The 25,199-nt window shown below is 70.4% G+C and carries 20 protein-coding genes; 6 read left to right on the top strand and 14 right to left on the bottom strand.

Features of this window, described 5'->3' with window-relative positions; genetic code table 11:
• The first annotated feature begins 330 nt into the window (after positions 1-330).
• On the top strand, positions 331-891 hold the full coding sequence (locus ACQRWP_RS01780; RefSeq protein WP_430500511.1) for a hypothetical protein: 561 nt from the start codon (positions 331-333) through the stop codon (positions 889-891).
• A 602-nt stretch (positions 892-1,493) separates the two neighbouring features.
• Here ACQRWP_RS01780 and ACQRWP_RS01775 read toward each other — a convergent pair.
• Both ACQRWP_RS01775 and ACQRWP_RS01770 read right to left on the bottom strand, forming a co-directional pair.
• The gene (locus ACQRWP_RS01775; protein ID WP_430500510.1) at positions 1,494-2,333 is read right to left on the bottom strand and encodes a GNAT family N-acetyltransferase; all 840 of its coding nucleotides are present in this window, start codon (positions 2,331-2,333) and stop codon (positions 1,494-1,496) included.
• The gene (locus tag ACQRWP_RS01770; RefSeq protein ID WP_430500509.1) at positions 2,263-3,603 is read right to left on the bottom strand and encodes an MFS transporter; all 1,341 of its coding nucleotides are present in this window, start codon (positions 3,601-3,603) and stop codon (positions 2,263-2,265) included. Before ACQRWP_RS01770 ends, ACQRWP_RS01775 begins: the two co-directional genes overlap by 71 nt.
• Positions 3,604-3,715: 112 nt before the next feature.
• On the opposite strand from ACQRWP_RS01770, the gene ACQRWP_RS01765 reads away from it, so the two are divergent.
• Entirely contained in the window at positions 3,716-4,309 is a 594-nt protein-coding gene (locus tag ACQRWP_RS01765; protein WP_430500508.1) for a PadR family transcriptional regulator, read from the top strand.
• Between the two features lie 138 nt (positions 4,310-4,447).
• Here ACQRWP_RS01765 and ispG read toward each other — a convergent pair whose 3' ends face one another.
• The 5 genes from ispG to ACQRWP_RS01740 form a co-directional block, all read right to left on the bottom strand.
• On the bottom strand, positions 4,448-5,620 hold the full coding sequence (ispG, locus tag ACQRWP_RS01760; RefSeq protein ID WP_210787026.1) for a flavodoxin-dependent (E)-4-hydroxy-3-methylbut-2-enyl-diphosphate synthase: 1,173 nt from the start codon (positions 5,618-5,620) through the stop codon (positions 4,448-4,450).
• A gap of 9 nt (positions 5,621-5,629) precedes the next feature.
• On the bottom strand, positions 5,630-6,880 hold the full coding sequence (locus tag ACQRWP_RS01755) for a M50 family metallopeptidase (RefSeq protein ID WP_430500507.1): 1,251 nt from the start codon (positions 6,878-6,880) through the stop codon (positions 5,630-5,632).
• Positions 6,880-8,091, bottom strand: coding sequence for a 1-deoxy-D-xylulose-5-phosphate reductoisomerase (gene dxr / locus ACQRWP_RS01750; RefSeq protein ID WP_430500506.1), 1,212 nt, complete (start codon positions 8,089-8,091; stop codon positions 6,880-6,882). The genes ACQRWP_RS01755 and dxr overlap by 1 nt, the downstream gene beginning before the upstream one ends.
• A 208-nt stretch (positions 8,092-8,299) precedes the next feature.
• On the bottom strand, positions 8,300-12,271 hold the full coding sequence (locus ACQRWP_RS01745) for a CARDB domain-containing protein (RefSeq protein WP_430500505.1): 3,972 nt from the start codon (positions 12,269-12,271) through the stop codon (positions 8,300-8,302).
• A 448-nt stretch (positions 12,272-12,719) separates the two neighbouring features.
• Complete coding sequence (locus ACQRWP_RS01740; RefSeq protein ID WP_430500504.1) at positions 12,720-13,271, bottom strand: GNAT family N-acetyltransferase; 552 nt, start codon at positions 13,269-13,271, stop codon at positions 12,720-12,722.
• A gap of 51 nt (positions 13,272-13,322) precedes the next feature.
• Between ACQRWP_RS01740 and ACQRWP_RS01735 the strand changes: the two genes are divergently transcribed.
• Both ACQRWP_RS01735 and ACQRWP_RS01730 read left to right on the top strand, forming a co-directional pair.
• Entirely contained in the window at positions 13,323-14,162 is an 840-nt protein-coding gene (locus tag ACQRWP_RS01735) for a YhjD/YihY/BrkB family envelope integrity protein (protein ID WP_430500503.1), read from the top strand.
• Between the two features lie 75 nt (positions 14,163-14,237).
• Positions 14,238-15,833: a phytoene desaturase family protein gene (locus tag ACQRWP_RS01730; RefSeq protein WP_430500502.1), complete on the top strand. Its 1,596-nt coding sequence runs from the start codon at positions 14,238-14,240 to the stop codon at positions 15,831-15,833.
• A 96-nt stretch (positions 15,834-15,929) separates the two neighbouring features.
• Here the strand turns inward: ACQRWP_RS01730 and ACQRWP_RS01725 are convergent, their stop codons facing one another.
• Complete coding sequence (locus ACQRWP_RS01725; protein WP_430500501.1) at positions 15,930-17,510, bottom strand: Rieske 2Fe-2S domain-containing protein; 1,581 nt, start codon at positions 17,508-17,510, stop codon at positions 15,930-15,932.
• A gap of 198 nt (positions 17,511-17,708) precedes the next feature.
• Here ACQRWP_RS01725 and ACQRWP_RS01720 point away from each other — a divergent pair, with 198 nt between their 5' ends.
• Entirely contained in the window at positions 17,709-17,930 is a 222-nt protein-coding gene (locus ACQRWP_RS01720) for a DUF2631 domain-containing protein (protein WP_091400308.1), read from the top strand.
• A gap of 87 nt (positions 17,931-18,017) precedes the next feature.
• On the opposite strand, the gene ACQRWP_RS01715 is transcribed toward ACQRWP_RS01720, so the two are convergent.
• The 3 genes from ACQRWP_RS01715 to ACQRWP_RS01705 form a co-directional block, all read right to left on the bottom strand.
• Entirely contained in the window at positions 18,018-19,181 is a 1,164-nt protein-coding gene (locus tag ACQRWP_RS01715) for a DivIVA domain-containing protein (protein WP_430500500.1), read from the bottom strand.
• 31 nt (positions 19,182-19,212) lie between these two features.
• The gene (rlmN, locus tag ACQRWP_RS01710; protein WP_091400305.1) at positions 19,213-20,370 is read right to left on the bottom strand and encodes a 23S rRNA (adenine(2503)-C(2))-methyltransferase RlmN; all 1,158 of its coding nucleotides are present in this window, start codon (positions 20,368-20,370) and stop codon (positions 19,213-19,215) included.
• Between the two features lie 104 nt (positions 20,371-20,474).
• Complete coding sequence (locus ACQRWP_RS01705) at positions 20,475-21,857, bottom strand: phosphatidate cytidylyltransferase (protein ID WP_430500499.1); 1,383 nt, start codon at positions 21,855-21,857, stop codon at positions 20,475-20,477.
• Positions 21,858-22,239: 382 nt separating this feature from the next.
• Here ACQRWP_RS01705 and ACQRWP_RS01700 point away from each other — a divergent pair, with 382 nt between their 5' ends.
• On the top strand, positions 22,240-22,683 hold the full coding sequence (locus tag ACQRWP_RS01700) for a hypothetical protein (RefSeq protein ID WP_430500498.1): 444 nt from the start codon (positions 22,240-22,242) through the stop codon (positions 22,681-22,683).
• Between the two features lie 52 nt (positions 22,684-22,735).
• Here ACQRWP_RS01700 and frr read toward each other — a convergent pair whose 3' ends face one another.
• The 3 genes from frr to tsf all read right to left on the bottom strand — a co-directional run bounded on the left by frr (position 22,736) and on the right by tsf (position 25,132).
• Positions 22,736-23,293 carry a ribosome recycling factor gene (frr, locus tag ACQRWP_RS01695; protein WP_204943784.1) on the bottom strand — a complete coding sequence of 186 codons (558 nt, stop codon included), beginning with the start codon at positions 23,291-23,293 and terminating at the stop codon, positions 22,736-22,738.
• Between the two features lie 82 nt (positions 23,294-23,375).
• Positions 23,376-24,143, bottom strand: a complete 768-nt coding sequence (gene pyrH, locus ACQRWP_RS01690; protein ID WP_030335195.1) for a UMP kinase — start codon at positions 24,141-24,143, stop codon at positions 23,376-23,378.
• 161 nt (positions 24,144-24,304) lie between these two features.
• Positions 24,305-25,132 carry a translation elongation factor Ts gene (gene tsf, locus ACQRWP_RS01685; RefSeq protein ID WP_387168164.1) on the bottom strand — a complete coding sequence of 276 codons (828 nt, stop codon included), beginning with the start codon at positions 25,130-25,132 and terminating at the stop codon, positions 24,305-24,307.
• Positions 25,133-25,199 lie beyond the last annotated feature (67 nt).

Raw genomic sequence — 25,199 nt, 5'->3', positions numbered from 1 at the left:
CCGAAATGCGGGTGCCGGCAGATGGGCCAACCCGGAACGACCTCGGCCCCCCGGTCGTTACAGTCCCCACGAACGACCGACGGGCACCGCCACGATGAGGGTGCCAACGGATGGGCCAACCCCGGAATTGCTCCGGCCCCCCGGTCGTTACATCTGGACCCGGCGCCACGAGCCCCCGCTCGCTAGGTCGCCGACCCGACGCCCGACAGGGCGTCACCCCCCCAGACTTCTTCCCCTTTGTATGTTGCAGCGCCGGACGAGGTGCTCACACCCTGCCGCCACCCCCCTGTTGGCGGTTCGGGTGTCCTACCCCCGAAGGAGCTACCCCTCATGAACACGATCTTCCGTAAGAGCATGCTGTCCGTTGCTGGTCTCGCGTTCGCCGGTGGTGTCTTCGCCGGCCCGATCGCCGCCCACGCCGCCCCGGCCGAGGGCAAGCCCGTCGCCGTGGCAGTGCAGCAGTCGGCGTCGAAGCCGCAGGGCGAGCAGTCCCACATCACCCTCAACGACGAGCAGAGCGCCAACGTCAAGGCCATCATCGCCGCCACGAAGAAGGCCGGCCTGCCGGAGCGGGCCGCGGTCATCTCGATCGCGACGAGCCTGCAGGAGTCGAAGCTGGAGAACCTCGGCCACCTGGGCGACATGAACGACCACGACTCGCTGGGCCTGTTCCAGCAACGCCCGTCCAGTGGTTGGGGTACGCCGGAGCAGATCACCGACCCCGCCTACTCCACCACCGCGTTCCTCAAGGGCCTCAAGCAGGTCGACGGGTGGCAGGACATGCCCCTGACCGACGCCGCGCAGACCGTGCAGGTATCGGCCTACCCGGACGCCTACGCCCAGTGGGAGCAGCAGGCCACCGACCTCGTCGCCCAGCACTGGAACAGCTGACCCCGCACCACCCGCAGAACACGCACACCAGCACCACCGCAGCACGGCAAGACCACAGCACGACACCGACCGCTGGCCGGCACCCGCAACCCAGGGTGCCGGCCAGCGGCATTTCTGTTGTGGCCAGACGCTGACCTCCGGTCATTAGCCGCCGCCGGCCGCCGGACGCCCGCCGCCGTCGCCGGATGCCCGCCGCTGGCCGCCCGCCGCCGGTCGCGGGACGCCCGCAGCCAGCGACCGGCCGCTGGCCGCTGGCCGCTGGCCGCTGGCCGCCGGATCCCGGACGCCAGACGCGGTCGCTGGCCGACCGCCGCCCGCGACCGGACGCTGGCCACCGCTCACCGCTCACCGCTCACCGCCCTCCGGCCACCGGGCCGCCGGCCACCGGGCCGCCGGTCACCGGGCCGCCGGGTCGCTGGTCACCGGGCCGCCGGGTCGCTGGTCCCAGAACTGGAGATCTCGCGGTGCCGGAGCCCTCGCGGGATGCGGATGTCATTCAACCCGCATCCGCCCGCAGATCTTGGACACTTTCCGTTCCGCGGGCCGAACGGTAACTGTCCAAGATCTGCGCGGATGCATCACCGCGAGCCGACCCGCAGCTGTCAGAAGAGGACGGTGGCCAGGGTGCCGATCGGCTGGAAGCCGCAGCGCTCGTAGACGCGCCTGGCCGGGAGGTTGAAGTCGTTGACGTACAGGCTGACGGTGGGGGCGACCCGGAGCAGCGCGTCGCGGACCACGGCGGCCATGGCGGAGGTGGCGATCCCCCGACCTCGCCATTCCGGTGCCACCCAGACGCCCTGGACCTGGGCCGTCCGTTTGGTCACCACGGCCAGCTCGGCCTTGAACACGACCTTGCCGTCGATGATGCGGGCGTACGCGCGGCCGGTCCGGACCAGGTCGTTGACCCGCCGGCGGTAGCTGCGTCCGCCGTCTTCGGCCAGCGGGGACACGCCGACCTCTTCGGTGTACATGGACACCGCCGCTGGGAAGAGCCGGTCGACCTCGCCGGAGCGCACTTGGCGTACCTCCGGATCGGCCGGTACGGGTGGCAGCGTGTCGGTGACCAGCAGTGGCTGATTTGGGCGTACGTCTCGCGCTGGCCCCCAGGTGTCGGAGAGGCGGTCCCACAACCCGAGGACGGCGTCGGCGCGGCCGACGATGGAGGAGCAGAGCCGTTCCTCGCCAGCGAGCAGGTCAGCGAAGGCAGCCACCGCGGCATCGCTGGCCAGCACCGGGGTCAGGTTGCCGCCGAGCCAGCAGAGTGATTCGAGGTTGCGCCGGGCCCCGTACCCCAGGATTCTGCCCTCGGCCCGCCACCAGGAGAGTCCGCGCGCGGCGATCCGCTCGGCGACCTGCGCGCCCGCGAACGGGTCATGGTCGAGCAGTCGCTCGACCGCGCGGCGCTCCGATTCCCCCAGTTGGCGTACCGGCACCGTCAGCACGACTATCAGCCTGCCAGATCGACCCCCCGCTCCGCCGGTCGAGTGCCGAGGCCGGTGCCGGTTCTGCTGGCCCACTGAGCGGCCGGGTCCGCCCGGCCCACCGGACGACCGGGGGCACCAGGGCTCCGAGCAGGAGGAACAGGGCACCGAGTACGAGCCAGCCAGGTACGCCCCAGCCGAGCGCGAGGGTGGTCACCACGACCGGTGCGAGCATCTTGCCCAGTTCGTAGCCCATGCCGTATGCCCCCTGGTACTGCCCCTGGGCGTCCGCTGGTGCCAGCCCGAAGGAGATCCCCCAGCCGGCGGCGGAGTGCCACAGCTCTCCGGTGACGTGCGCGAGTGCCCCGAGGCCGAGCAGGCCCATCGCTCCAGCGGTGGGCAGCGCGCCGCTGGCGGCGAAGAGTACGCAGGCCAGGGCGATGGCCACGCCCGCTCGGCGGGCGGCGCGGGCGGCTCCGGGCAGGGTGGCGGCGGTACCCGCGGCGCGTACCTGAAGGAGCACCACCAGCACGGTGTTGACCAGCGTCAACGCGGAGATCATCCAGGCGGGGGCCCGGGTGTGGCCGGCGATCCACAGCGGCAGGGCGATGGTGAGCAGGCTGAAGTGCATCGACATCAGCCCGTCGACCAGGGTGAAGGCGAGGAACGGGCGGTCCCGCAGGGCGACCAGCCGAGGGCCGTGCGTCGGGGCGGCGACCGGGGCGACGGCGGGCAGTCGGAGGAAGACCACCGCTGCGGCCAGTGACGTCGCCGCCGAGGCCAGGATCAGCGCGACGTACCCGGTTCGGGTGTCGGCGGCGATGGCGAACCCGCCGAGGACGGCGCCGACGGAGATCCCGACGTTCGTGGTGGCTCGCAGGTAGGCGCGGGTGCGGACCCGCTGGTCGGCTGGGATCGCTCCGGCGATCAGCGCGCCGCGGGCACCGCGCTCGACCGCGTCGGCGAGCGCGGTGGCCGCTCCCACCAGCACGAACGTGGGAAACGACCGGACGGCGATCAGGCCGATGGTCAGGGTGCCGGCGACGAAGAGCGCGCCGACCTGCACACCGCGTGGGCCGACGCGGTCGGCCAGGTAACCGCTCGGGGCGCTGGCCAACACACCGACCAGGGCCGAGATGGTCAGCCCGATGCCGACCTGGGTGGCTGACAGGCCGACCGACCGGGTGAGGAAGAGCGCGCTGGCGACGAGCCAGAGGCCCCGTCCAACGGTCTTGACCAGGGTGCCGAGGGTGAGGACCCGGGCCGGGCCCGGCGGGGGAAGCAGGCGCATGACCAACACCCTAACAAGACGTACGTACGGTTTGGTAAATCAGGGTTGTCGGCGATGCATTGCCGATATATCGTTGATGCATCAGCGATAGTCCAAAGGAAGGAAGAACCCGATGAGGTTCCACCGACAGCACCACCCGATGCACGAGGCCCGGATGCGGGGGTTCGGCTTCCCGCCGGTCCCGCCCGGTCCGCACGGTCATGGCCACGAGCACGGACACGGCGGCCCCTGGGGCGGCCGGGGCCGTGGACGGGGTCGGGGCCGGCGCCCCAACGTCCGAGCCTCAGTGTTGGCCCTGCTCACCGAGCGGGCGATGCACGGCTACGAGATGATCCAGGAGATCGACTCCCGCACCGGCGGTGCGTGGCGGCCGAGCCCGGGCTCGATCTACCCCACCCTCCAGCTACTGGAGGACGAGGGCGTGATCGTCGCCAGCACCGAGGAGTCCGGTGGCGGGCGGAAGCGGTTCACTGTCACCGAGGCCGGTCAGGCGGAAGCCACCGAGGCCGCGCAGACCCCGCCGTGGGCGGACGTCGCCCAGGGCGCTGTGAGCAGCTGGCACGACATCCGTGACTCCGGCGCACAGGCGATGAACGCGCTGCGCCAGGTGATGATGAACGGCACCGACGACCAGCGTGAGCGGGCCGCCCAGGTGCTCGACGAGACCCGGCGCAAGCTGTACGCGATCCTCGCCGAATCCGAGTGACGCCAGGCCGCACCACTGCAAGGCACGGCACGGGCAGCACGGCACGGCACGGGCAGCACAGCGCGAGAGCGCAAGATCAGCACAAACGCACAGCGGCCGTTCCCCACACGGGGAACGGCCGCTTTTCCAAGTGGAAAATCAGTGAACGGTGACGGTCGGGCCGGTGACCAGCCCGCGCAGCTCCTCGGGGAGCTCGGCGCCCATCTCGTCGGCGATCCGCAGCGCCTCCTCGATCAGCGTCTCCACGATCTGCGCCTCGGGCACCGTCTTGACGACCTGCCCCTTGACGAAGATCTGGCCCTTGCCGTTGCCGGAGGCGACGCCGAGGTCGGCTTCCCGGGCCTCGCCCGGACCGTTGACCACGCAGCCCATGACGGCGACCCGCAGCGGCACCGGCAGCCCTTCCAGGCCGGCGGTGACCTCCTCGGCGAGCTTGTAGACGTCGACCTGGGCCCGCCCGCAGGACGGGCACGAGACGATCTCCAGGCCCCGCTCGCGCAGACCGAGGGACTCCAGGATCTGGTTGCCGACCTTGATCTCCTCCACCGGCGGGGCGGACAGCGACACCCGGATCGTGTCGCCGATCCCCTCGGCCAGCAGCGCGCCGAAGGCGACCGCCGACTTGATGGTGCCCTGGAACGCCGGCCCGGCCTCGGTGACGCCGAGGTGCAGCGGGTAGTCGCACTGCTCGGCGAGCTGCCGGTACGCCCGGATCATCACGACCGGGTCGTTGTGCTTGACCGAGATCTTGATGTCGCGGAAGCCGTGCTCCTCGAACAGCGAGCACTCCCACAGCGCCGACTCGACAAGCGCTTCGGCGGTGGCCTTGCCGTACTTGCTCAGCAGGCGCTTGTCCAGCGACCCGGCGTTGACGCCGATCCGGATCGGCGTCCCCGCCGCTCCCGCGGCACGAGCGATCTCCTTGACCTTGTCGTCGAACTGCCGGATGTTGCCCGGGTTGACCCGGACCGCCGCACAGCCGGCGTCGATCGCGGCGAAGACGTACTTGGGCTGGAAGTGGATGTCGGCGATCACCGGGATCTGCGACTTCTTGGCGATCGCGGGCAACGCCTCGACGTCGTCCTGGGACGGCACCGCCACCCGGACGATCTGGCAGCCGGACGCGGTCAGCTCGGCGATCTGCTGAAGGGTCGCGTTGATGTCGGAGGTGAGGGTCGTGGTCATCGACTGCACGGACACCGGCGCACCACCACCGACCGGGACCGAACCGACCATGATCTGGCGGCTGGCCCGACGGGGAGCGAGCGGCGGGGGCGGCACGGCGGGCATACCGAGACTGATAGCTGTCACTTCAGGCACTCACCTTGAGAAGAGCGTGATGGGGTTGACGACGTCCGCGGCGATGGTCAGCAGCGTGAACGCTCCGCCGATCAGGATCACCGCGTACGTGAAGGGCATCAGTTTGAGGTAGTCCACCCGGCCGGGGTCGGCCCGGCCGATCCGCGCGTAGAGCCAGGAGCGGGCCCGTTCGAACCAGGCGATGGCGATGTGGCCGCCGTCCACCGGGAGCAGCGGCAGCAGGTTGAACACGCCGATGAAGAAGTTCAGCGACACGAACAGCATGAAGAAGACCAGCCAGGCGTTGTTCTCCACCGCCTCGCCGCCGAGTCGACTCGCGCCGACCACACTGATCGGGGTGTCGATGTCCCGCTCGCCGCCGGTGAGGGCGGTCCACAGGGCGGGAACCTTCTGCGGGAGGCGCTGGAGCGCCTGGGCGGTGCCGACGGCCAGTTGACCGGTGAAGTCGGCGGTGGCGCCGAAGGCGCCGACCGGGCCGTACGTCACGCGGGTTGGGGTGCTGGGGACGAGCCCGACGCCGAGCGCGGCCACCGGCGCGGCGGCGCCGTTGGGGTCGTTCAGCGGCGGACGCTGGGTCTGCGCGAGCACCGTGCTGGTGGTGCCCGGCTGCCCGTCGCGGACGTATGCGATCTGCGCGGTTTCGCCCGGCTTGAGCCCGCGCAGCGTAGTGAGCAGGTCGCCGTAGGAGTTGATCTGGGTGCCGTTGACCGAGGTGATCCGGTCCCCGTTGCGCAGTTGCGCCTGGGCGGCCGGGCTGGCCGCGTCGGCGGGGGTGCACGCCCGCACCGCGTTCTCCGGAACCACGCACTCACTGAGCTGGATGACGGCGGGCTCCTGGCGGGCCTGCGCGTCGGTGGTCGGGAAGTCGGGGTTGGGCAGGCCGGCGGAGACGGCGAGGATCCAGATCGTGACCAGGGCGAGCGCGAAGTGCGTGATCGACCCGGCGGCCATCACGATCGTCCGCTTCCAGACGGGGTAGCGCCACATCACGCGCGACTCGTCGCCCGGCTCGACATCGTCGTCCTGTGGCGTCATCCCGACGATCTTGCAGAAGCCGCCGAGGGGGATTCCCTTGAGGCCGTACTCCGTCTCACCCCGGCGGAACGACCAGATGGTGGGGCCGAAACCGACGAAGAATCTCGTGACCTTCATCCCGAACGCCTTGGCGGTCACCATGTGACCCGCCTCGTGCAGGCTCACCGAGATGAGAATGGCCAGGGCGAAGAGGACCACCCCGAGCAGGTACGACATCAAGCTCCTTCCACCGAACCCGCGATGATCTCCTGCGCGTGCGCGCGTGCCCACGACTCGGCCGCGAGCACGTCCTCGACGGTACCTGGTTCGTCGAAGTCCGGAGCCTCCTCCAACACCCGTTCGAGGGTGTCGACGATGCCGAGGAACGGCAGCCGGCCCGCCACGAACGCGGCCACGCACTCCTCGTTCGCCGCGTTGTAGATCGCCGGCCGGCAGCGCCCGGCCTCCCCGGCGGCCTTGGCCAGGGCGACGGCCGGGAACGCCACGTCGTCCAGCGGGGCGAACTCCCAGGTGTGCGAGGCGGTCCAGTCCACCCCGGCGGCAGCTCCGGGCACCCGGTCCGGCCAGCCGAGTGCGACCGCGATGGGCAACCGCATGTCCGGTGGGCTGGCCTGGGCGATCGTCGACCCGTCGACGAACTCGACCATCGAGTGGATCACCGACGTCGGGTGCACCATCACGGTGATGTCGGCATAGGGCACGTCGAACAACTCGTGCGCCTCGATCACCTCGAGGGCCTTGTTGACCATGGTGGCCGAGTTGATCGTGATGACCTTGCCCATGTTCCAGGTCGGGTGTGCGAGGGCCTGCTCGGGTGTGACCTGCGTCAACTCGTCGCGGCTCCGGCCCCGGAACGGGCCGCCACTGGCCGTGACGATCAGCCGGCGCACCTCCGGGCGCGAGCCCGAGCGCAGGCACTGGGCCAACGCCGTGTGCTCCGAGTCGACCGGCACGATCTGCCCCGGCCGCGTCACAGCGGCCTTGACCAGCGGGCCGCCGGCCACGAGCGACTCCTTGTTGGCCAACGCGAGAGTACGACCACCGCGCAGCGCGGCCAGCGTAGGAGCGAGGCCCAGCGAGCCGACCACCCCGTTGAGCACGATGTCGCACGGCCACTGGGCCAGCTCGGTCATGGCGTCCGGGCCGGCCACGATCTTGGGAAGCTTGAAGTCACCGGTGGCCCACCCGCGCCGGCTCGCCTCGGCGTAGAACGCGAGTTGCAGGTCCTGCGCGGCGGACGCCTTCGCCACCCCGACCGCCTCGACGCCCAGTTCGAGAGCCTGCGCGGCGAGCAGCTCGACGTTGCCGCCGCCGGCACCCACGGCGACCACCCGGAACCGGTCCGGGTTGCGCCGGACGATGTCGATGGCCTGGGTGCCGATCGAGCCGGTGGACCCGAGCAGAACAAGGTCGCGGGGGAAAGTCACCCGGCCATTCTTCCCCACCCCCGCTGCACGCCCGCTGGGAGCCTCAGCCCTCCCCCTCCGACGCTTCCGCTGGCGCTCCCGGCGATGATCGACTCGGGCTTACGGAAGTCGGGGCGTCCGCATGCCCCGGACACCCCGACTTCACTGAAACCGTGTTGATCAAGCGTGGTCGTCGACCGGGGGCCGCCGGAGCGGCCCCCGGTCCGGGTCAGCCGCCGTTGATGACGAACTGCGAGCCCGGCTGGATGACGATGTTGCCGTCGGCCGAGTTCGTGATCGTCACGTTGGTCAGGTTGGCGTTGCCGCGCGCGCCGCTCATCGCGAGGATGCCGGCACCGTTGACGGACCTGTCGATCCGCACGTTGGTGATGGCGACGTTCGGCATGTTGCCGCCACCGTTCTTGAACTGGATGCCGTCGTAGGTGGAGTCGATGATGTCGGTGTCACGGATGGTGACTCCGACGATGTCCCTGGTGGCCGGGAAGAGGGTGATGGCACCGAATTCCTGGTCCTCGTTCCAGAACGCGCCGCCGGTGCGGTAGAGGCCGTTGTTGGCGATCAGCGTCGTGCCGGAGAACGGCAGAGGGTCGTGGTCGGTCGCCAGCATGATGCCCGGGTAGTTGGCGGTGTCGTAGATCAGGTTGTTCTCGATCGAGTTGTCGTAGCCGCCGTAGATGGCGATGCCGTTGGCCCGCCAGGGCAGCTGGATGGTGTTGTTGACGAAGTGGTTGTCGTGCGCGATGTCGACGTTGCGGTCCTTGACGTACGGGTTGGCCCAGACGGCGAGCGCGTCGTCACCGGTGGTGCGGAAGGACGAGTTGAACACCCGCGAGTTACGCGTGCCGTTGCTGAAGTTGATGCCGTCGGCGTACGTGTTGCGGATCCGCATGCCGCTGAAGTCCAGCCCGTCGGCCGGCCCCCACAGGTCGGGGATGTTGTCGTAGTCGCGGCCCACCCAGACGCCCACGTTGGCGTGCTCGATCCAGACGTTGCTGATCTTCGTGCCGGTGCCGAAGCGCCCGTTCAGACCGACGCCGCCCTCGGCGTTGCCGTCACCACCGCGGATCCGGCCCGAGCCGAAGATGGCGATGTCGGAGATCTGGGTGTTCTTGTCGATGTCGAAGCCGAAGTTGCCCTCGTGCGGGTGGTTGATGCCGCCCACCACGTTCTGCGGCTCGGTCAGCGTGTAGAGCTGCGAGTGCCACATGCCGGCGCCCCGGATCGTGACGTTGCTGATGCCGACCTGGTTGTGCATGCCCCGGTTCAGCGGGTCGTCGGTCAGGATCTTCTGTTCCTGCCGCCACTGCCCGGCGGGGATCCAGACGCAGCTGATGACACCGTTCTGGTCGTCGGTCACCGCCCGCTGGATGGCGGCGGTGTCGTCGAGCCCGTCGTTCGGGACCGCACCGTACGAGGTGATCGAGGTGCAACCGGCCGGCTGGCTCGCCGCCGGCGCCACCTGCTCCAGATCGATCATGTCGATGACGTAGAAGGAGGCGGTGTCACCCGAGTCGCGCTGCAACTTGAACCGGGTGCCGGCCGGGTACGACTGCGCCAGCAGCGCGTTCGACTCGTCGAAGAGCCGCCGGGCGTCGGCCTGCGGGGTGTTGGTCAGCGCCTCCGGCCCGTCGGTGTTGCCGTAGAGCCAGCTGTGCTTCGACGACAGGGTCAACTTCCGGGAGAAGACGTCGTTGACGTAGAGGCTGATTGTCGCCTCGATGCCGCCGCCACCGGGCGCGTCCGGGATGGAGTTACGCACCACGATGGAGTTGGCCTGGTTGGCCGAGGTGAACTCGACGAACTGGCCGGTGCTGGCGAGTCGTACCGACTTGCGACCCGAGGACTCGCTGGCGAAGTTGGTGTGCCCGAAGGTGCGCAGCGGGTCGGCCTCCAGCAGCGTGCCCTGGTAACGGCCGGCCTCCGCCTCGTAGGAGACGTACGGGACGGCGGCCCCACGACCAACCACGATCGACTGGCTGAACGCGTTGTTGGTCTCGTTGGTCTCGGCGACAACGTTGGTGGCGTCGGCGGTTGCGGTGATGGTGGCGCCGCCGCTGGTGGCGGTCCAGCTACCGCTGACGGCCACGGTGACCGTCGCGCCGGCGGCGATGGAGGCGGTGTTGGTGTTGAGCGTGGTGCTGCCCGCCACCAGCCGGGTGACAGTGGTCGCGCCGGTCGCGGTGGTGCCCCGGTTGCGGACCGTCACGGTGAAGGTGACGGACGCCCCGACGGCCGGGTTCGGCGGGTTGGAGGCGATGCTGAGCACCTGGAGGTCGGGGCCCGGTGCCTGCGCAACCACCAGCGGCGACGCCGCGGTGCGGCTGTTGTTGCCGTTGTTCTGCTCGACGATCGTGTTCGCCGGGTCGACCACCGCCGAGACGGCGTAGCTGCCCATCGGCCGCGTACCGGCGTTGAACGACACGGTGGTCGAGGCGCCCGCGGCGAGCGTGCCCACCGAGGCGCTGCCGACGACCGCGCCGGCCAGGCTGAAGTTCACAGTGGTCGCACCGGCGGTGGCGGACCCGATGTTCTGCACCACGGCCGAGAGGGTGACCGGGGAGACCTCGCTGGGCGACGAGGGCGACCAGGTCACCGAGTTGACGACCAGGTCCGGGTTGGGTGCCGGGGTGCCGCACACCTCAAGCTCGGCCACCTGGCCGGACGGGGCACCGGTGTTGCCGGTGAACCGCAACTGAACGTCCGCGGTGGTCGCGCTGACGGGAATGGTCACCAGGTTGGTGCCCTGGGCGAACTGGTAGGCCGCCGCCGACACCAGACTGGTGTACGAGGACGACGCCTGGTCGCGGCCGAGGACCTGGATGGTCTGGGTGCGGGTGCCCCAGGCCGGGTCCGGGTTGAGCTTCACGGTGACGCCGGAGATGGAGTGGTTCGCGCCCAGCGCCACGGTCAGGTTCTGCGGGTAGCTCGCCGCACCCTCCCAGTAGGTGGTGAGCTGCCCGTCGTTCGCCTTGTCCGGGGTGAAGCTGAAGGTGGAGCCGCTCGCCGTCATGCTCTTGCCCTGCGCCACGTTGGTGCAGGCGGGCGGGTTGCTGCCAGTCCGGGTGACGGTGTTGCTGTTGCCGGAGAGGTTGCCGGCGCCGTCGCGGGCGCGGACGTAGTACGACACGGTAGCCGTCGCCGGTTGGGTGTCCTGGTAGGTGAGGACGGTGCCCAGCGTCGCGATCAGGCTGCCGCCCCGGTAGACGTTGTAGCCGGCGAGCCCGCTGCCACCGGAGTCGGTGGAGGCCCCCCAGGTGAGCGTGATCGTGCTGCCCGACGTGCTGTGCGACAGCGTCCCCGGGACGCTCGGCGCGGTGCTGTCACCACTGCCGGTGCGGGTCACCGTGTTGCTGTTGCCGGAGAGGTTGCCGGCGGCGTCGCGGGCGCGGACGTGGTACGACACGGTCGCCGTGGCGGGCTGGGTGTCGTTGAAGGTGGTCACGTTGCCGATGGACTGGAGGAACGCGCCGTTGCGGTAGACGTCGTAGCCGGCGATGCCGCTGCCGCCCGCGTTGTCGGTGGAGGCGACCCAGTTGAGGGTGATGGTGGTGCCCGACTGGGTGTACGAGAGGTTGCCGGGGACGCTCGGCGCTGTGGTGTCGGGGGTGGTGCCGCCGCTGCCGTACACCTCCAGTTCGGAGAGCTGCCCGGCCGGCCAGCCGCTGTTGGCGGTGATGGTGATCCGGACGTAGCGGGTGGAGGTCGAGCTGAAGTTGATCGTGACGGCGCTGCCGCTCGCCGGGTTGAAGGTGTACGTCTGCGACCCGACCAGGTCGGTGAAGGACGAACCGTTGGTGCTGCCTCGCACGCTCAGCGTCTGCGTCCGGGTCCCCCAACCGCTGGTCGGCAGCTTCAGTACGACCTGGTTGACGCTCTGCGATGAGCCGAGATCGACCTGCACCCACTGCGGGAAGGCGTTGTTGACGCTCTCCCAGTAGCTGCCCGCGTTGCCGTCGACGACCTTCGACGAGTCGTAGACGTCGGCGTGGCCGCTCTCCTGGGTGGGACGGCCCTGGGCGAGGTTGGTGGCCGCCGGGGCGAAGCCGGCGCTCGGGGCGGCCGCGGGGTCGGCCGGGCGGGCGGCGGCGGCCGGGTTCGCGACGGCGGTCGCCCCGGCCGTGGCGATCAGCGCGGCGGCGGCCGTGGCCGCCACCATCCTGAACAGATTCGTTCGTCTCATCACTGTCCTTGTCGTCGGGGGACGGTTGCCGCGGTGGCTGGACCACGGGGTGGGGGTGCGGCGGTGCAGCGCCGGCCGACGCGAGAGGGCCGGTGTCGAGAGAGACGGGGTGGTACGGGCGGCGCGGGGGCGCCGCTCGTCCTGGAAACACCAGATGGGTACGACCATCAACGGGCCTCCCCAGGAGGCCCGTTGAATCTTCCGAGAGCATGCGCAGAACGTGCATGCCTTTGTCCAAATCTTGCGTTACTTTGGCCCAAAGGTTACTGACGTGCTACGGGAGCGTCAACACTTCGACCACCGTGACTATTGATGGACTTGTCTGCCCTGACGGCCGCCACCCGTGCCGACCTGCCCACAATTTCGGGGAAGGTGCCGCCTCCCGACGGCTGGAGGCCACACCTTCCCCGAAGTTGTGCGGATCTTGCGTCAGGTCGTGCGGGAACGATCAGGCATCTGGTGCCGTCAGCACGAAGGTCTCCAGCAGTTCCCCGCCGTACCAGTCGGTGCGCTGGCCCACATGCTTCATGCCCAGCCTCCGAGCGACAGCCATCGACGGCTCGTTGCCCGGCGACACGACCGCGTAGATCTCCCGGGTACCGGTGGCGAACTCCCGGTCCAGCAGCACACGAGCGGCCTCGGTGGCGTAGCCGTGACCCCACGAGTCCGGATGCAGGTGCCAGCCCGTCTCGATGTCCTCGGTACGCACCGCCTCGTCCCGGCCGGGCAGCGGCTTGAGCAGCGCCGTGCCCACCACCTGACCGGTCTCGCGTACCTCGACCGCCCAGGTGCCGTACCGGCCACCGTCGTCGGCGTGCCGGTCCTGCCAGATGCGCAGCCGCTCGACGGCCTGGGCCGGGTCCGTCATCGGCATCCCCGACGACACGGCCAGCCAACGGGCGATCTCCGGGCGACGGTAGATGTCGTAGATCCGGGCCAGATCGGCCGGATCGTCGGTCCAGTCACGCAGGATGAGGCGTTCGGTGGTGAGAACAGTCATGACCGGCGATCTTAAGGAGTGACGGCCGCGACGACAGGGAAGGAGGACCCGATGGGCAACGGATGGCAGCGCGCGAAACGGATCACCAGTGCCGCGTTCCGTCCGGTGCGCGGACGGGACCTGTCGCTGCACGCCGCCGCGATCACCTTCTACGGGGCGATCGCCGTGGTGCCGGTCGCCCTGCTGGCGATCTGGCTCACCGCACTGGTGGCCGGGGCCGACCGGGTACGCCGGCTCACCTCGTACGCCGTGGAGGCCCTGCCCACCGCGATCGGCGCGCCCCGGGCGGTGGAGGCGCTGGTCGAAGCCGGGGTGGGGTTGACCCCGCTGCTGGCGCTGGCCTCCCTGCTGCCCGCCTCGCTGTACGGCGAGGGCCTGCGCCGGGCGTTCGTCTCGGTGGCCGCGCCCCGCTCCGACGAGCACCTGGTCGGCTGGCGGGGCCGGCTCCTGCTGCTGCCACTGCTCGCGCCAGCCCCCGCGCTGCTGCTGTCGATCCTGCTGGCGCTCCCGCTCACCACCCGTCTCGTACGCCAGGGCGGTTGGCTCGGTGTGCTCGGCGTGGTGCTGTCGTTCCTGGCGGTCTGGCTGGTGCTCACACCGGTGCTGGTGTGGGTGTTCCGGGTCGTCGGGCCGGCCTCACCGGACTGGCTCTCCACCCTCGGGGTCGGGTCGTTCACCGCGGCGAACCTCTCCGGCTTCCTGCACGGCTTCGTGCTCTTCGCCTCGCTCCCGCTGGACCTGGGAGTGCCCTTCGGCGGCTTCGACGAGATCGGCGGCGGCGTGGCCGTCCTCCTCTGGCTCTACCTGTTCCACGTGATCGTCCTGGCCGGCTACTCCGCCACCCTGGCCCTCTCCCACTGGCGCACGAACCCCAACCCCGAGGCCGGGTGATCAGGAGGGCGGGATGGGTGAAGCAGATAGCGGAAGGGGTGACCGGTTCGGTGGGGCGGACTAGGCTGCCGCGGCATGAGCAGTGAGATTCCGGCCCGCACCGACGTCGTGATCGTCGGTGCCGGGCACAACGGTCTGGTCTCCGCGGTCCTGCTGGCCCGGGCCGGCCTGGACGTCCTCGTGCTGGAGGCCGCCGACGTGATCGGCGGCGCGACCCGTACCGAGAGCCCGTTCCCGAAGGTGCCGGGGCTGCGCCACTCCACCGGCTCGTACCTGCTCGGGCTGATGCCCCCGGAACTGCTCGCCACGCTCGACGTCCGGATCCCGGTGCTGCGCCGCGACCCGCACTACTTCCTGCCCACCCCGGGTGGCCTCGGCTCGCCGTACCTGCTCTTCGGCAGTGACACCGCCGCCACCCGGGCGCAGCTCGCCGAGTTCTTCTCCCCCGCCGACGTGGCCGCCGACGACGCCATGCAGGCCGAGCTGGCCGCGCTGCGGGAAGACCTCGCCCCGGCCTGGCTGGCCGAGCCGCTGAGCGTTGAGGAGACCGCCGAGCGGCACGTCCGCCCGGCGCTGCGCCAGGTCTTCGTCGACCTCGTGCAGGGCTCCGTGGCCGACTACCTGGCCCGGTTCGAGTTCCGCTCCGAACTGCTGGTCAGCATGTACGCGGTCACCGACGGCCTGTCCGGGCTCAACGCCGGCCCGGACGACCCCGGCACCGGCCACAACTTCCTCGTGCACAACATGTGCCGACTGCCCGGCTCCGGCGGCACCTGGATGATCGCCGAGGGTGGGATGGGCACGGTATCCCGGACGTTCGCCGAGGCCGCGAGCGCCGCCGGAGCGACCATCCTGACCGGTACGCCGGTGCACGCGGTGACAGTGGACGGCGGCGCGGCGAGCGGAGTGGTGCTGGCCGACGGTCGGGAGGTCGCCGCCCGGGTGGTGCTCGGCGCGTGTGACCCGTACCGGTTGATGGACCTGTTGCCCGACGGCGCGCTCCCGGCGCGGCTCGGCGAACGGATGGCGGCGGTCCGCCGGCCCGGCACCACCCTCAAGCTCAACCTGGCGCTCACCGGGCTGCCCCGGTTCTCCTGCCTGCCGGACGGCACGCCGAGCCCGTTCGGCTCCACCATCCACCTGCTGCCCGGGTCGGCGTCGCTGGTCGGCGGGGCGGAGGCGTCGCCGATGACCGCGCTGCGCGCCATGTGGGCGGACGTGCAGGCCGGCCTCCTGCCGGCGGAGCCCACCATCGAGTGGTACCTGCACACCACCGTCGACCCGTCGCTCTCCGACGCCGCCGGGCACCACTCGTCGGCGCTCTTCGTGCAGTCCGTCCCCTACGAGCTGGCCGGCACCACCTGGGACGCGGAGCTGCCCGGCTACGTCGACCGGCTGCTGGGGATCGTCGAGCGGTACGCCCCCGGCACCGCCGACCTGATCGCCGACGCGGTGCCCCTGCCGCCGCCCGGCATCGAGGAGCACTTCGGCATCACCGGCGGGCACATCCACCACGTCGACAACACCGTCTCGTTCACCGACCGGATGCCCTACGCCACCGGCGTCGACGGTGTGTACGCCGGCAGCGCCGGCTGCCACCCGGCCGGCAGCGTCATCGGCGCGGCCGGCCACAACGCCGCCCGCCGCATCCTCACCGACCTGGCCCGCTAACCCAGACTCCCGCGATCTTGCACTTACGGACGTCGCTATGGGTCATATGCCCCGCTTTGTCGCAACAGCAAGTGCAAGATCGCGGTGGTGAGGGGTTCAGATCACTGCCTCGCCGGCGGGGGCGGGGGTTTCCGCGTCTACACGGTGGGCTCTCACCTTGTGGCCGACGCTCGTCAGGCAGCGTCCGCTGGGCAGGTCGAACCGCCAGCCGTGCAACTGGCAGGTGAGCTGGTCACCGTCGACGATGCCGAAGCGGGTCAGGTCCGCCTTCAGGTGCGGGCACCGCCGCTGCACCACCCAGTCGCCCAACGTGATGTCCTCGGCGTCGGTGCTGCGTTCGTGCTCGTCGTACCAGCCCTCGGCGTACTGGAGCCGCTCCTCGGAGAGGCACTTGAAGAACGCGTAGACGAACTCGTTGTACTGGCCGATCCGGGCCGCCGAGAACCGGCAGGACAGGAAGAGCGAGTTGACCCAGTCCACCTCGTCGATGAAGAGCAGGTGCTCGATCAGCGACCGCTCGGTGCGGAACCGGTAGCGCACCTTCTCGTCCGCGTACGGCCGGACCTCCTTGCCGGGGAAGTCCACCACGATCGACTCGACGCTCTCGCCGTCATAACCCACCAGGTCGAAACGGACCGGGCCGCCGACCCCCTTGGCCAGGTAGATCGACTCGTCGAGCAGCGGCTCGATCCGACGCTTCATCTCGCCGAGCACGTCCACCTCGGGGTGCCGCCAGGACGCCTTCTCCGCCTCGATGATCGGGCGCTTGCGCTCCCGCATCTCCTCCAGGTGCGCGACCTTGTTCGCGAAGAACTCCTGCACCGGCACCGGGTGGGTGGTGCTCGCGCCGTCCGTGGTGACCTCGGCGACGCTGCCCGGCAGCAGCACGATCCCGTTGGTGCCGCCGACCTTGGCGTACTCCGACAGGAAGACGGACTGGTCGGGGAAGATGTTGCCCTCGTCGCCGTGGATGTCGTTGAACTGCCACAGGGCGTCGTCGAGGAAGCACGGCGGCCCGGCGATCGGGAAGACGTGCGACGCCTTCAGGTCGTCGATGTAGCGCCAGGTCCGGTCGAACTGCCGGTCACGCTTCTGCTTGCCGAACGCGGTCTTCGCCGCCTGCGGCAGTTCGTAGACCATCGGGTACCAGATCGCACCGGAGAACTGGAGCAGGTGCGCGTGCACGTGCCCCAGTTCGGCGAAGACGCTCAGGTCGGTGGGGCGGGCGTCGTTCTGGTTGAGCAGCCGCACACCCTCGTACTCGACCCAGAGCGAGGAGTCGCCGATCGGCCCGTCGGTCGGGCTGGTCAACGCCTGAATCATGATCTTCAGGCCGCCGGGCAGCTCCACCACCTGCTCGTTGGGCGCCTTCAGGAACTTGGTGAATCCCAGCGCCCGGAACTCGTCCTCCATCTCCGAGGTGGGGAACTCGGGGAGCAGGACCGTGGCGTCCTTGGAGACGAAGTCGCGCAGGTGCTTCGCGTCGAAGTGGTCCCGGTGCAGGTGGGAGACGTACAGGTAGTCGACCTGACCCAGGCTCTCCCAGTCCAGCAGAGAATTGTCCGGGAACGGGAACCACGACGCGAAGTAGGCCGGGTTGACCCACGGGTCGCACAGGATGCTGCCCGCGGCCGTGTCGATCCGCATGCTGGCGTGCCCGGTTCCGGTCACTCGCACCGCACAGTCCCCCTCAAACAGACAATCAGGTGTACGCCAAACGCTACCGGAGCGAGTCTGACCGCCGCCCCGCGACGCCGGTAGTGCCGTCCAGCCCAGGTGGGGCGGGGCCGATGGCCAGGAAACCCCCACCCCACCGCACCGCGCACGAGGCGTGCCAGACTAACCAAAGATCCGATCGCGAGGGAAGGACCGACAGTGGCAGGAAGCGAGCCGGTAACGTCGCCAGACCAGCACAAGCCCGGGCACCGCAAGGCCGGGCAGATCGGCGCCGTGCTGTCCGCACTGGCGCTGCTGGCGATGATCTGCGGCAACCACGAGGGCAGGGTCGAGGACATCTGGCTGATCGGCCTGGCCGCGCTGCTGCTGATCATCGTGATCGGCGACGTCGTGTTGCGGCGCAGCGGCCTGCGCTCCTGACCCGACCCACCGCCGGACGACCGGCCGACGTACGCCGAGGGCCCGCCCCCACCTGGGGGACGGGCCCTCGTCCGTATCGCGTCGGGGTCAGCGCCCGAAGAGGATGTCCTGCACGTCCTTGAGCGCGGCGTCGACCTCGGCCTCGAAGTAGCCACCCGGCACCAGGCCGAACCGGAGCGTGTCCAGGTCCTTCGGGTCGACCGGCATCGGGTTGCGGCGCTGCATGCCACCGAGCAGGGTGTCGAAGAACCGGTCCACCTGGTCGGGGTCGTACCCGCTGCCGAACCGGCGCACCTGGAAGCTACGACGGATCTGGTCGACCCGGTACAGGTCGCTGCCGGGCGGACCGGCCATCGGGGGACCACCCATCGGCGGGCCACCCATCGGCGGGCCGGCCACCGCGGGCGGGCCGGCCATCGGCGGACCACCCATGCCCTGCTGCGGCAGCGGAGGCGGACCGGCCGGACCACGGCGCATGTCGCGCAGATCCCGCTCCGGCATCCGGATCTCGGCCGTCATGTCGGCGCGGCCGTGCCGCCCGGCCTCGAAGCCGTCGAAGCGCGGCTCCTCCGGCGGCGGCGGATAACCGCCGGGCGCGCGCTGGTCGTCGGGGCCGTACCCGCCACGCTGATCATCCGGGCCGTAGCCACCGGGTGAGCGCTGGTCGTCCGGGGGGCCGTACCCGCTGGGGCCGGCGGGAAGGCCGCGCTGCGGCATGCCGTGGCCACCCATCGGGCCGGGGCCCATCGGGCCACCGGGACCCATCGGAGGGCCGGCCGGTCCACGGGGCGCGTCGTAACCACCGCCGCGGGGGGCGTCGTACCCGCCGGCGAAGGCACCGGTCGGCTCGTCGTAGCGGCCATAGGGCGGGCCGGCCTGCGCGGGCATCGGCCGGGGCGGCATCGGCTGCGGAACCATGCCCCGGTCATCACGCATCGGCGGACCCATCCGGTCCGGTGGGCCCATCCGGTCACCCATCCGGGGGTCGCCACCGCGCCCGGCGGTGTTGCGCTCCTCCAGCTCGGCCAGCTGCCGCTCGACCCGGTCCAGGTGAAGGTCGACCTGCCACTCGTCGTAGCCGTTGAAGCGGACCCGGAAGACGACGTCATGGACCTCCTGGGAGGCCACCGGGGCGCCGACCTGTCGGCCGTCGAGCGTCGCCTCGACCCGGTCGAGGAAGGCATCCACCTCGTCGACCTTGTATCCCCGGCGGAGCGCCTTGCGCCGGAAACGCTGACCCTGACTCGCCACTATGTCTCCTGGTCTCGTTCGCCACGCCCGGTCACGCCGGTGCCTCTCCGGCGCGGTCGGTGTTGGTGTCGTTGTCTTCGGCGGCGGCAAGCTGGCCACACGCGCCGTCGATCTCGCGACCTCGGGTGTCCCGAACTGTGGTGGACACCCCGGCGTCGCGCAACCGCCGGACGAACTCCCGCTCGACCGGCTTCGGGCTCGCGTCCCAGCGGCTGCCCGGCGTCGGATTGAGCGGAATGAGGTTCACGTGGGCCAATTTGCCGGCCAGCAGCCGCCCGAGCAGGTCGGCTCGCCACGGCTGGTCGTTCACGTCCTTGATCATCGCGTACTCGATCGACACGCGGCGGCCCGTCCGGGCGGCGTAGTCCCACGCTGCGTCCAGCACCTCGGCTACCTTCCAGCGCTGGTTTACCGGCACGAGTTCGTCGCGCAGATCATCATCGGGCGCGTGCAACGACAACGCAAGGGTCACTGAGAGGTCTTCGCTGGCCAGTCGGTGGATGGCCGGAACCAGGCCGACCGTGGAAACGGTGATGTGCCGCTGGGACAGGCCGAGCCCCTCCGGGGCCGGGCTGACCAGCCGACGGATCGCCGCGATCACCCGGTTGTAGTTGGCCAGCGGCTCGCCCATGCCCATGAAGACGACGCGCGACAGCCTCGGCGGGGAACCGGCGACCACGCCGGAGGCCGCCACTCCGGCCATGTACACCGCCTGGTCGACGATCTCCGCCGTCGACAGGTTGCGGGTCAACCCGGCCTGGCCGGTCGCGCAGAACGGACAGGCCATGCCGCATCCCGCCTGGCTGGAGATGCAGACGGTCACCCGGTCCGGATAACCCATCAGCACGCTCTCCACCAGCGCACCGTCGTGCAGCCGCCAGAGCGCCTTGCGGGTCGCGCCGTCATCGCAGGCCAGCTCGCGCACCGGGTTGAGCAACGTCGGCAGCAACTGGTCAGCCAGCCGCTCCCGGGTCGCCGCGGGCAGATCGGTCATCGCCTGCGGGTCGCGGACCAACCGCCCGAAGTAGTGGTTGGAGACCTGCTTGGCGCGGAAGGCCGGCTCACCCAGCCCGGTGACCAACGCCTGGCGGCCGGCCAGGTCCAGGTCAGCGAGGTGCTGAGGGGGCATGGAGGCCCGGCGCGCGGCGGGGGCGACCGAGATGGCGGGGATCAAGGGCAGGCTCGTCATGGCTGGTCCAGTGTGTCACGCCTTCGGCGGCGGCTGCCGGTCCGGAGGTGTCGAACGGGCCGCGACCGCCGGAGCCGGATGGCCTGGTCGCCGTGATTCATACCTCAGTTCACCACCGGAACGAGGACCGCCAACAGCAGGTAGGCCGTCGGCACCGCGAACAGGATCGAGTCCAGCCGGTCCATCAGACCGCCGTGGCCGGGCAGCAGGTTGCTCATGTCCTTGACACCGAGATCCCGCTTGATCATCGACTCGGCCAGGTCGCCGAGGACCGCGGCGCAGGAGACGGCCACCCCGAACAGCGCACCCCACCAGGGGGCCACCTCGAACATCAGCCACAGCAGCAACGCGCCGCCCAGGGCCGCCGCGGTGACCGAGCCGGCGAAGCCCTCCCAGGACTTCTTCGGGCTGATCGACGGGGCCATCGGGTGGCGGCCGAAGGAGACCCCCGCCGCGTACCCACCGGTGTCGGAGAGGACCACCCCGATCAGCGTGGCCAGGATGCGCAGGCGCCCATCGTCGGGGGCCGCCGCCAGCAGCGCCGCGAAACCGGCGAGGAACGGCACGTAGACGGCGATCAGGGTGGCCGCGGTGAGGTCCCGCTGGAAGCCGGCCGGCCCATCACCCAACCGCCAGATCATGGTGCCCAGCACGGTGACCAGCAGCCCCAGGCTGAGCGCGTCCGGGCCGGCGTACCAGGCCAGCCCCACTGTCAACACGCCACCGGCGATCAGTGGCACCAGCGGTGGGTGCGCGCCGCTGCGTCGTACCGCGCGGGCCATCTCCCAGATGCCGATGGCGACAGCGGCGGCGATCACCGGCAGGAAGGCCAACGGATAGAAGACCAGCGGCACCACGATGAGCGCGCCGAGGCCGAGCCCGACCCCGATCGCCGCGGGAAGGTTGCGCCCGGCCCGCCCGGTGCCCAGCTGCTGGGTGGCCGGTCGGTCGAGGCTGGCCCGACGTCGCCCCTTCGACCGTCGACCGGTTGTCGGAGCCTCGTCCGGCACCACCTCGGCCCGCACGGGCGCGAGCTGCTCGGTCGGGTACCCCGGGTCGTCGAAGCGGATGGGAGGGCCGTCGAGGCGGCTCGGCTCGTCGAAACGCCCACCGTCCGGGCCGTCGTAACTGGGCGGACCGTCGCCCGCGGGAGGTCGGTCCGGGTAGCGGTCACCGCGACCCCGGTCGTCGTACCGGTCGGGCTGGTTGCGGTCGTCGAAACGATCGTGCCGGTCGCGGTCGTCGAAGCGGTCGTGCCGGTCGCGGTCGTCCGGGCGGACCGGGCGGCCACGCTCGTCGTACGGGTCCGCGGGGTGCGGGTCCGCGTACGGCCGGGCGTGCGGGTCGGCGTACAGCTCAGGGCCGGCGGCCGGACGGCGGCTCCACTGGCCGGCCTCCAGCTCCTGGTCCGGCCAGGGCAGCGGCACCGGGCGCTCCGGCCGGTCCCAGCCGCGAGGCTCGCTGCCGTAGGGGTCGGGGTGGGACATCACGCACCGCGACGCGGCACGAGAACCACCACATGACGCAAGACCACAAGCATCCCCTACACGTGCGATGTTCCTCCGATTGACCGCCCCGACGGTCGGTCGATCCCCGGTGTTCACCACCCGGTGGCCGGGAATCCTGCCGAGCCTACTGCACACGCCGGATCGGCACGGCGGACGAGGCACGCCCACGGACGCCACCCGGCGCCGCCAGGCCACCGGCCAGCGACGCACACCCATCCGGTACGGCAGACCGCAGGCAATCCGCAGCCGTCGATCCGACTCGTCCGGTGCGCGATCGAGTACTGAGCGAACGCGCCCGGCGTGGTCCGCTGGTGCCGCGCTGGCGCCAGCCCGCGCTCCGGAACGGGGGAAGGGCACTCACATGTTCAAGTTCGGTCTCGCGGTGTTGACGGTGGCCGCCATGGTCCTGGGAGCAGGGTCACCGGCCGCCGCCACCACGGCACGGACCAGGATCACCATCGACCGCCACACCAGCGAGCTGTTCCCGTTCGAGCCGCCCCTCGGCGAGCCGGGAGTGACGTACCCGGCAGCAGGGGTCACCGCCACCGCCCGGCGCTGCCCGGCCGGCATCGTCCTCATGTCGGCCTCGCTGGTGCAGGACGGCCTGCCGACCCTCTGGGCCACCGGGGGACACGGCGCCGGCGAGATCCTCTGCGACGGCGGCACCGTCGACCTCGGGATGGCGTTCGCCCGGATCGCTCCGGCGCTGCACCCCGGTCGGGCCACCGCCCACTTCTCGCTGCGCGACTTCAACACCGGCGAGCAGTTCGCCGAGAGCACCAGGACCGTCTGGATCCCCTGCTGACCTATGGAACGAGGCCCGTTCCCGACGTCGGGAACGGGCCTCGGAGCATGGGTCACACCTCGAGCAGCTCAGTTTCCTTGTGCTTCACCAGGTCGTCGATGTTGGCCACGTACCGCTGGGTCAGGTCGTCGAGTTCCTTCTCGGCGCGGCGACCGTCGTCCTCGCCAGCCTCGCCGTCCTTGACGATCCGGTCCAGCTCTTCCTTGCCACGGCGGCGGACGTTGCGGATCGCCACCTTGGCCTCCTCGCCCTTGTGCCGAGCCACCTTGATCATGTCGCGGCGGCGTTCCTCGGTCATCTGCGGGAGCAGGATGCGCAGCTGGTTGCCCTCGTTGTTCGGGTTCACCCCGAGGTCCGAGTCGCGGATCGCCTTCTCCATCGCGTTGATCTGCGAGTTGTCGTACGGCTTGATGATGGCCATCCGCGGCTCGGGCACCGCGATGGACGCCATCTGCGTCAGCGGCGTGGGCGTGCCGTAGTAGTCGATGATGACCTTGGAGAACATGGCGGCGTTGGCGCGACCGGTACGGATGGCGCCGAACTCCTCCTTCGCGTGCTCAACCGCACGCTCCATCTTTTCCTCGGCCTCGAGGAGGGTGTCGTCGATCACCGGTCTCCTCGCCTCCTTCTGTGCTCGTGGTGGGCTCTGCTGAAAGTCGTCAGACCGCTGTCGCCGTCGCCGTCGGCGGGACTCAGGCGGTGATCAGGGTGCCGATCTTGTCGCCACCCACCGCGCGGATGATGGTGTCGTCACCCTGCGCACCAAAGACCAGCATCGGCAGGCCGTTCTCCATGCAGAGGCTGAAAGCCGCCGCGTCGGCCACCCGCAGGTTGCGGCGCAGCACCTCGGAGAAGGTGATCGAGTCGAGTTTGCTGGCGGTGGGGTCGATCCGCGGGTCGGCGGTGTAGACGCCGTCCACGCCGTTCTTGCTCATCAGCACCACGTCGGCCCGGATCTCCAGCGCCCGCTGAGCGGCCACCGTGTCGGTGGAGAAGTACGGCATCCCGGCACCGGCGCCGAAGATGACCACGCGGCCCTTCTCCAGGTGCCGGATGGCCCGCAGCGGGATGTACGGCTCGGCGACCTGGGCCATCGTGATGGCGCTCTGCACCCGGGTCTCGATGCCTTCCTTCTCCAGGAAGTCCTGGAGCGCGAGGCAGTTCATCACGGTGCCGAGCATGCCCATGTAGTCGGCGCGGGCCCGGTCCATCCCACGCTTCTGCAGCTCCGCGCCTCGGAAGAAGTTGCCGCCGCCGACCACCACGGAGACCTGCACGCCGCGGCGGACCACTGTGGCGATCTGCCGGGCGATGGCCTGGACGACGTCCGGGTCGACGCCGATCGCGCCGCCACCGAAGACCTCACCGGAGAGCTTCAGCACCACCCGGCGGGCACGTCCCGGCGGCGGTGCCGTCGGATCGTCCAGCTCCAGCGTCCGGTCACTCACAACCTGCGTCATCCGCCCCGCCCTTCCCCACGCGCACGCCCCGTGCGGCGCGTACCGCGAACCTGCCGCTGCCGACCCTATGTGACGAGGAGGCCGCGGTGCCTGTCACGTACACCGGCGGCCTCCTCGTTGATGTCTCCTGCCCACGGGCGCCAGCGGCGCCCGGTGGCGGCTCAGGCCTGGCCGACCTCGAACCGCACGAAGCGGGTGACCTCGATGCCGGCCTCGGCCAGCAGCTGCTTCACCGACTTCTTGTTGTCAGAGACGGACGACTGCTCGATCAGGACGAAGTCCTTGAAGAAGGAGTTCACCCGACCCTCGATGATCTTCGGCAGAGCCGCCTCGGGCTTGTTCTCCTCGCGGGCGGTCTGCTCGGCGATGCGCCGCTCGGACTCGACGACCTCAGCCGGAACCTCGTCCCGGGTGAGGTACTTCGGCCGCATCGCGGCGATCTGCATGGCCACACCACGGGCGTCGGCGTCGCCGGCCTCGTCGGTCTTGCCGGTGTACGACACCAGCACGCCAACCGCCGGCGGCAGGTCCTGGGCCTTGCGGTGCAGGTAGACGGCGGTGGTGCCCTCGACCCGGGCGAACCGGTTGAGCACCAGCTTCTCGCCGATCTTGGCGGACTGCTCCTGGATCAGGTCCGCGATGACCTTGCCGTCCAGCTCGGTGGCGAGCAGCTCCTCGGCGGAGTTCACGCCGGCGCGCTCACCGTGCTCGACCAGCTGCTGGCCCAGCGCGATGAACGACTCGGTCTTGGCGACGAAGTCGGTCTCGCAGTTGAGCTCGAGCAGTGCCTTGCCGGAGTGGGCGACCAGGCCGTTCGCGGCCGTACGGCCAGCCCGCTTGCCGACATCCTTGGCGCCCTTGACGCGCAGGATCTCGACGGCCTTGTCGAAGTCGCCCTCGGCCTCGGTCAGCGCCTTCTTGCTGTCCATCATGCCGGCGCCGGTGAGGTCGCGGAGCTTCTTGACGTCCGCGGCGGTGATTTGGGACATGGCTCTCTCTTCGGTGTTGAGACGGCGTGTGGATGGTCAGAGGTGCCGGTTACCCGGATCCGGGCGG

Origin of the sequence: Micromonospora trifolii (assembly GCF_050516465.1) — a bacterium.
GTDB lineage: Bacteria > Actinomycetota > Actinomycetes > Mycobacteriales > Micromonosporaceae > Micromonospora > Micromonospora trifolii.
This window is presented reverse-complemented; position numbering and strand designations above follow the sequence as displayed.

Bases quoted from the DNA above. Each gene is read 5' to 3' on its own strand.
- ACQRWP_RS01780 (WP_430500511.1), top strand. From the start codon at position 331: ATGAACACGATCTTCCGTAAGAGCATGCTGTCCGTTGCTGGTCTCGCG.
- ACQRWP_RS01770 (WP_430500509.1), bottom strand. From the start codon at position 3,603: ATGCGCCTGCTTCCCCCGCCGGGCCCGGCCCGGGTCCTCACCCTCGGC.
- ACQRWP_RS01765 (WP_430500508.1), top strand. From the start codon at position 3,716: ATGAGGTTCCACCGACAGCACCACCCGATGCACGAGGCCCGGATGCGG.
- ACQRWP_RS01755 (WP_430500507.1), bottom strand. From the start codon at position 6,880: ATGTCGTACCTGCTCGGGGTGGTCCTCTTCGCCCTGGCCATTCTCATC.
- ACQRWP_RS01745 (WP_430500505.1), bottom strand. From the start codon at position 12,271: ATGAGACGAACGAATCTGTTCAGGATGGTGGCGGCCACGGCCGCCGCC.
- ACQRWP_RS01740 (WP_430500504.1), bottom strand. From the start codon at position 13,271: ATGACTGTTCTCACCACCGAACGCCTCATCCTGCGTGACTGGACCGAC.
- ACQRWP_RS01735 (WP_430500503.1), top strand. From the start codon at position 13,323: ATGGGCAACGGATGGCAGCGCGCGAAACGGATCACCAGTGCCGCGTTC.
- ACQRWP_RS01730 (WP_430500502.1), top strand. From the start codon at position 14,238: ATGAGCAGTGAGATTCCGGCCCGCACCGACGTCGTGATCGTCGGTGCC.
- rlmN (WP_091400305.1), bottom strand. From the start codon at position 20,370: ATGACGAGCCTGCCCTTGATCCCCGCCATCTCGGTCGCCCCCGCCGCG.
- ACQRWP_RS01705 (WP_430500499.1), bottom strand. From the start codon at position 21,857: ATGTCCCACCCCGACCCCTACGGCAGCGAGCCTCGCGGCTGGGACCGG.
- ACQRWP_RS01700 (WP_430500498.1), top strand. From the start codon at position 22,240: ATGTTCAAGTTCGGTCTCGCGGTGTTGACGGTGGCCGCCATGGTCCTG.
- pyrH (WP_030335195.1), bottom strand. From the start codon at position 24,143: ATGACGCAGGTTGTGAGTGACCGGACGCTGGAGCTGGACGATCCGACG.
- tsf (WP_387168164.1), bottom strand. From the start codon at position 25,132: ATGTCCCAAATCACCGCCGCGGACGTCAAGAAGCTCCGCGACCTCACC.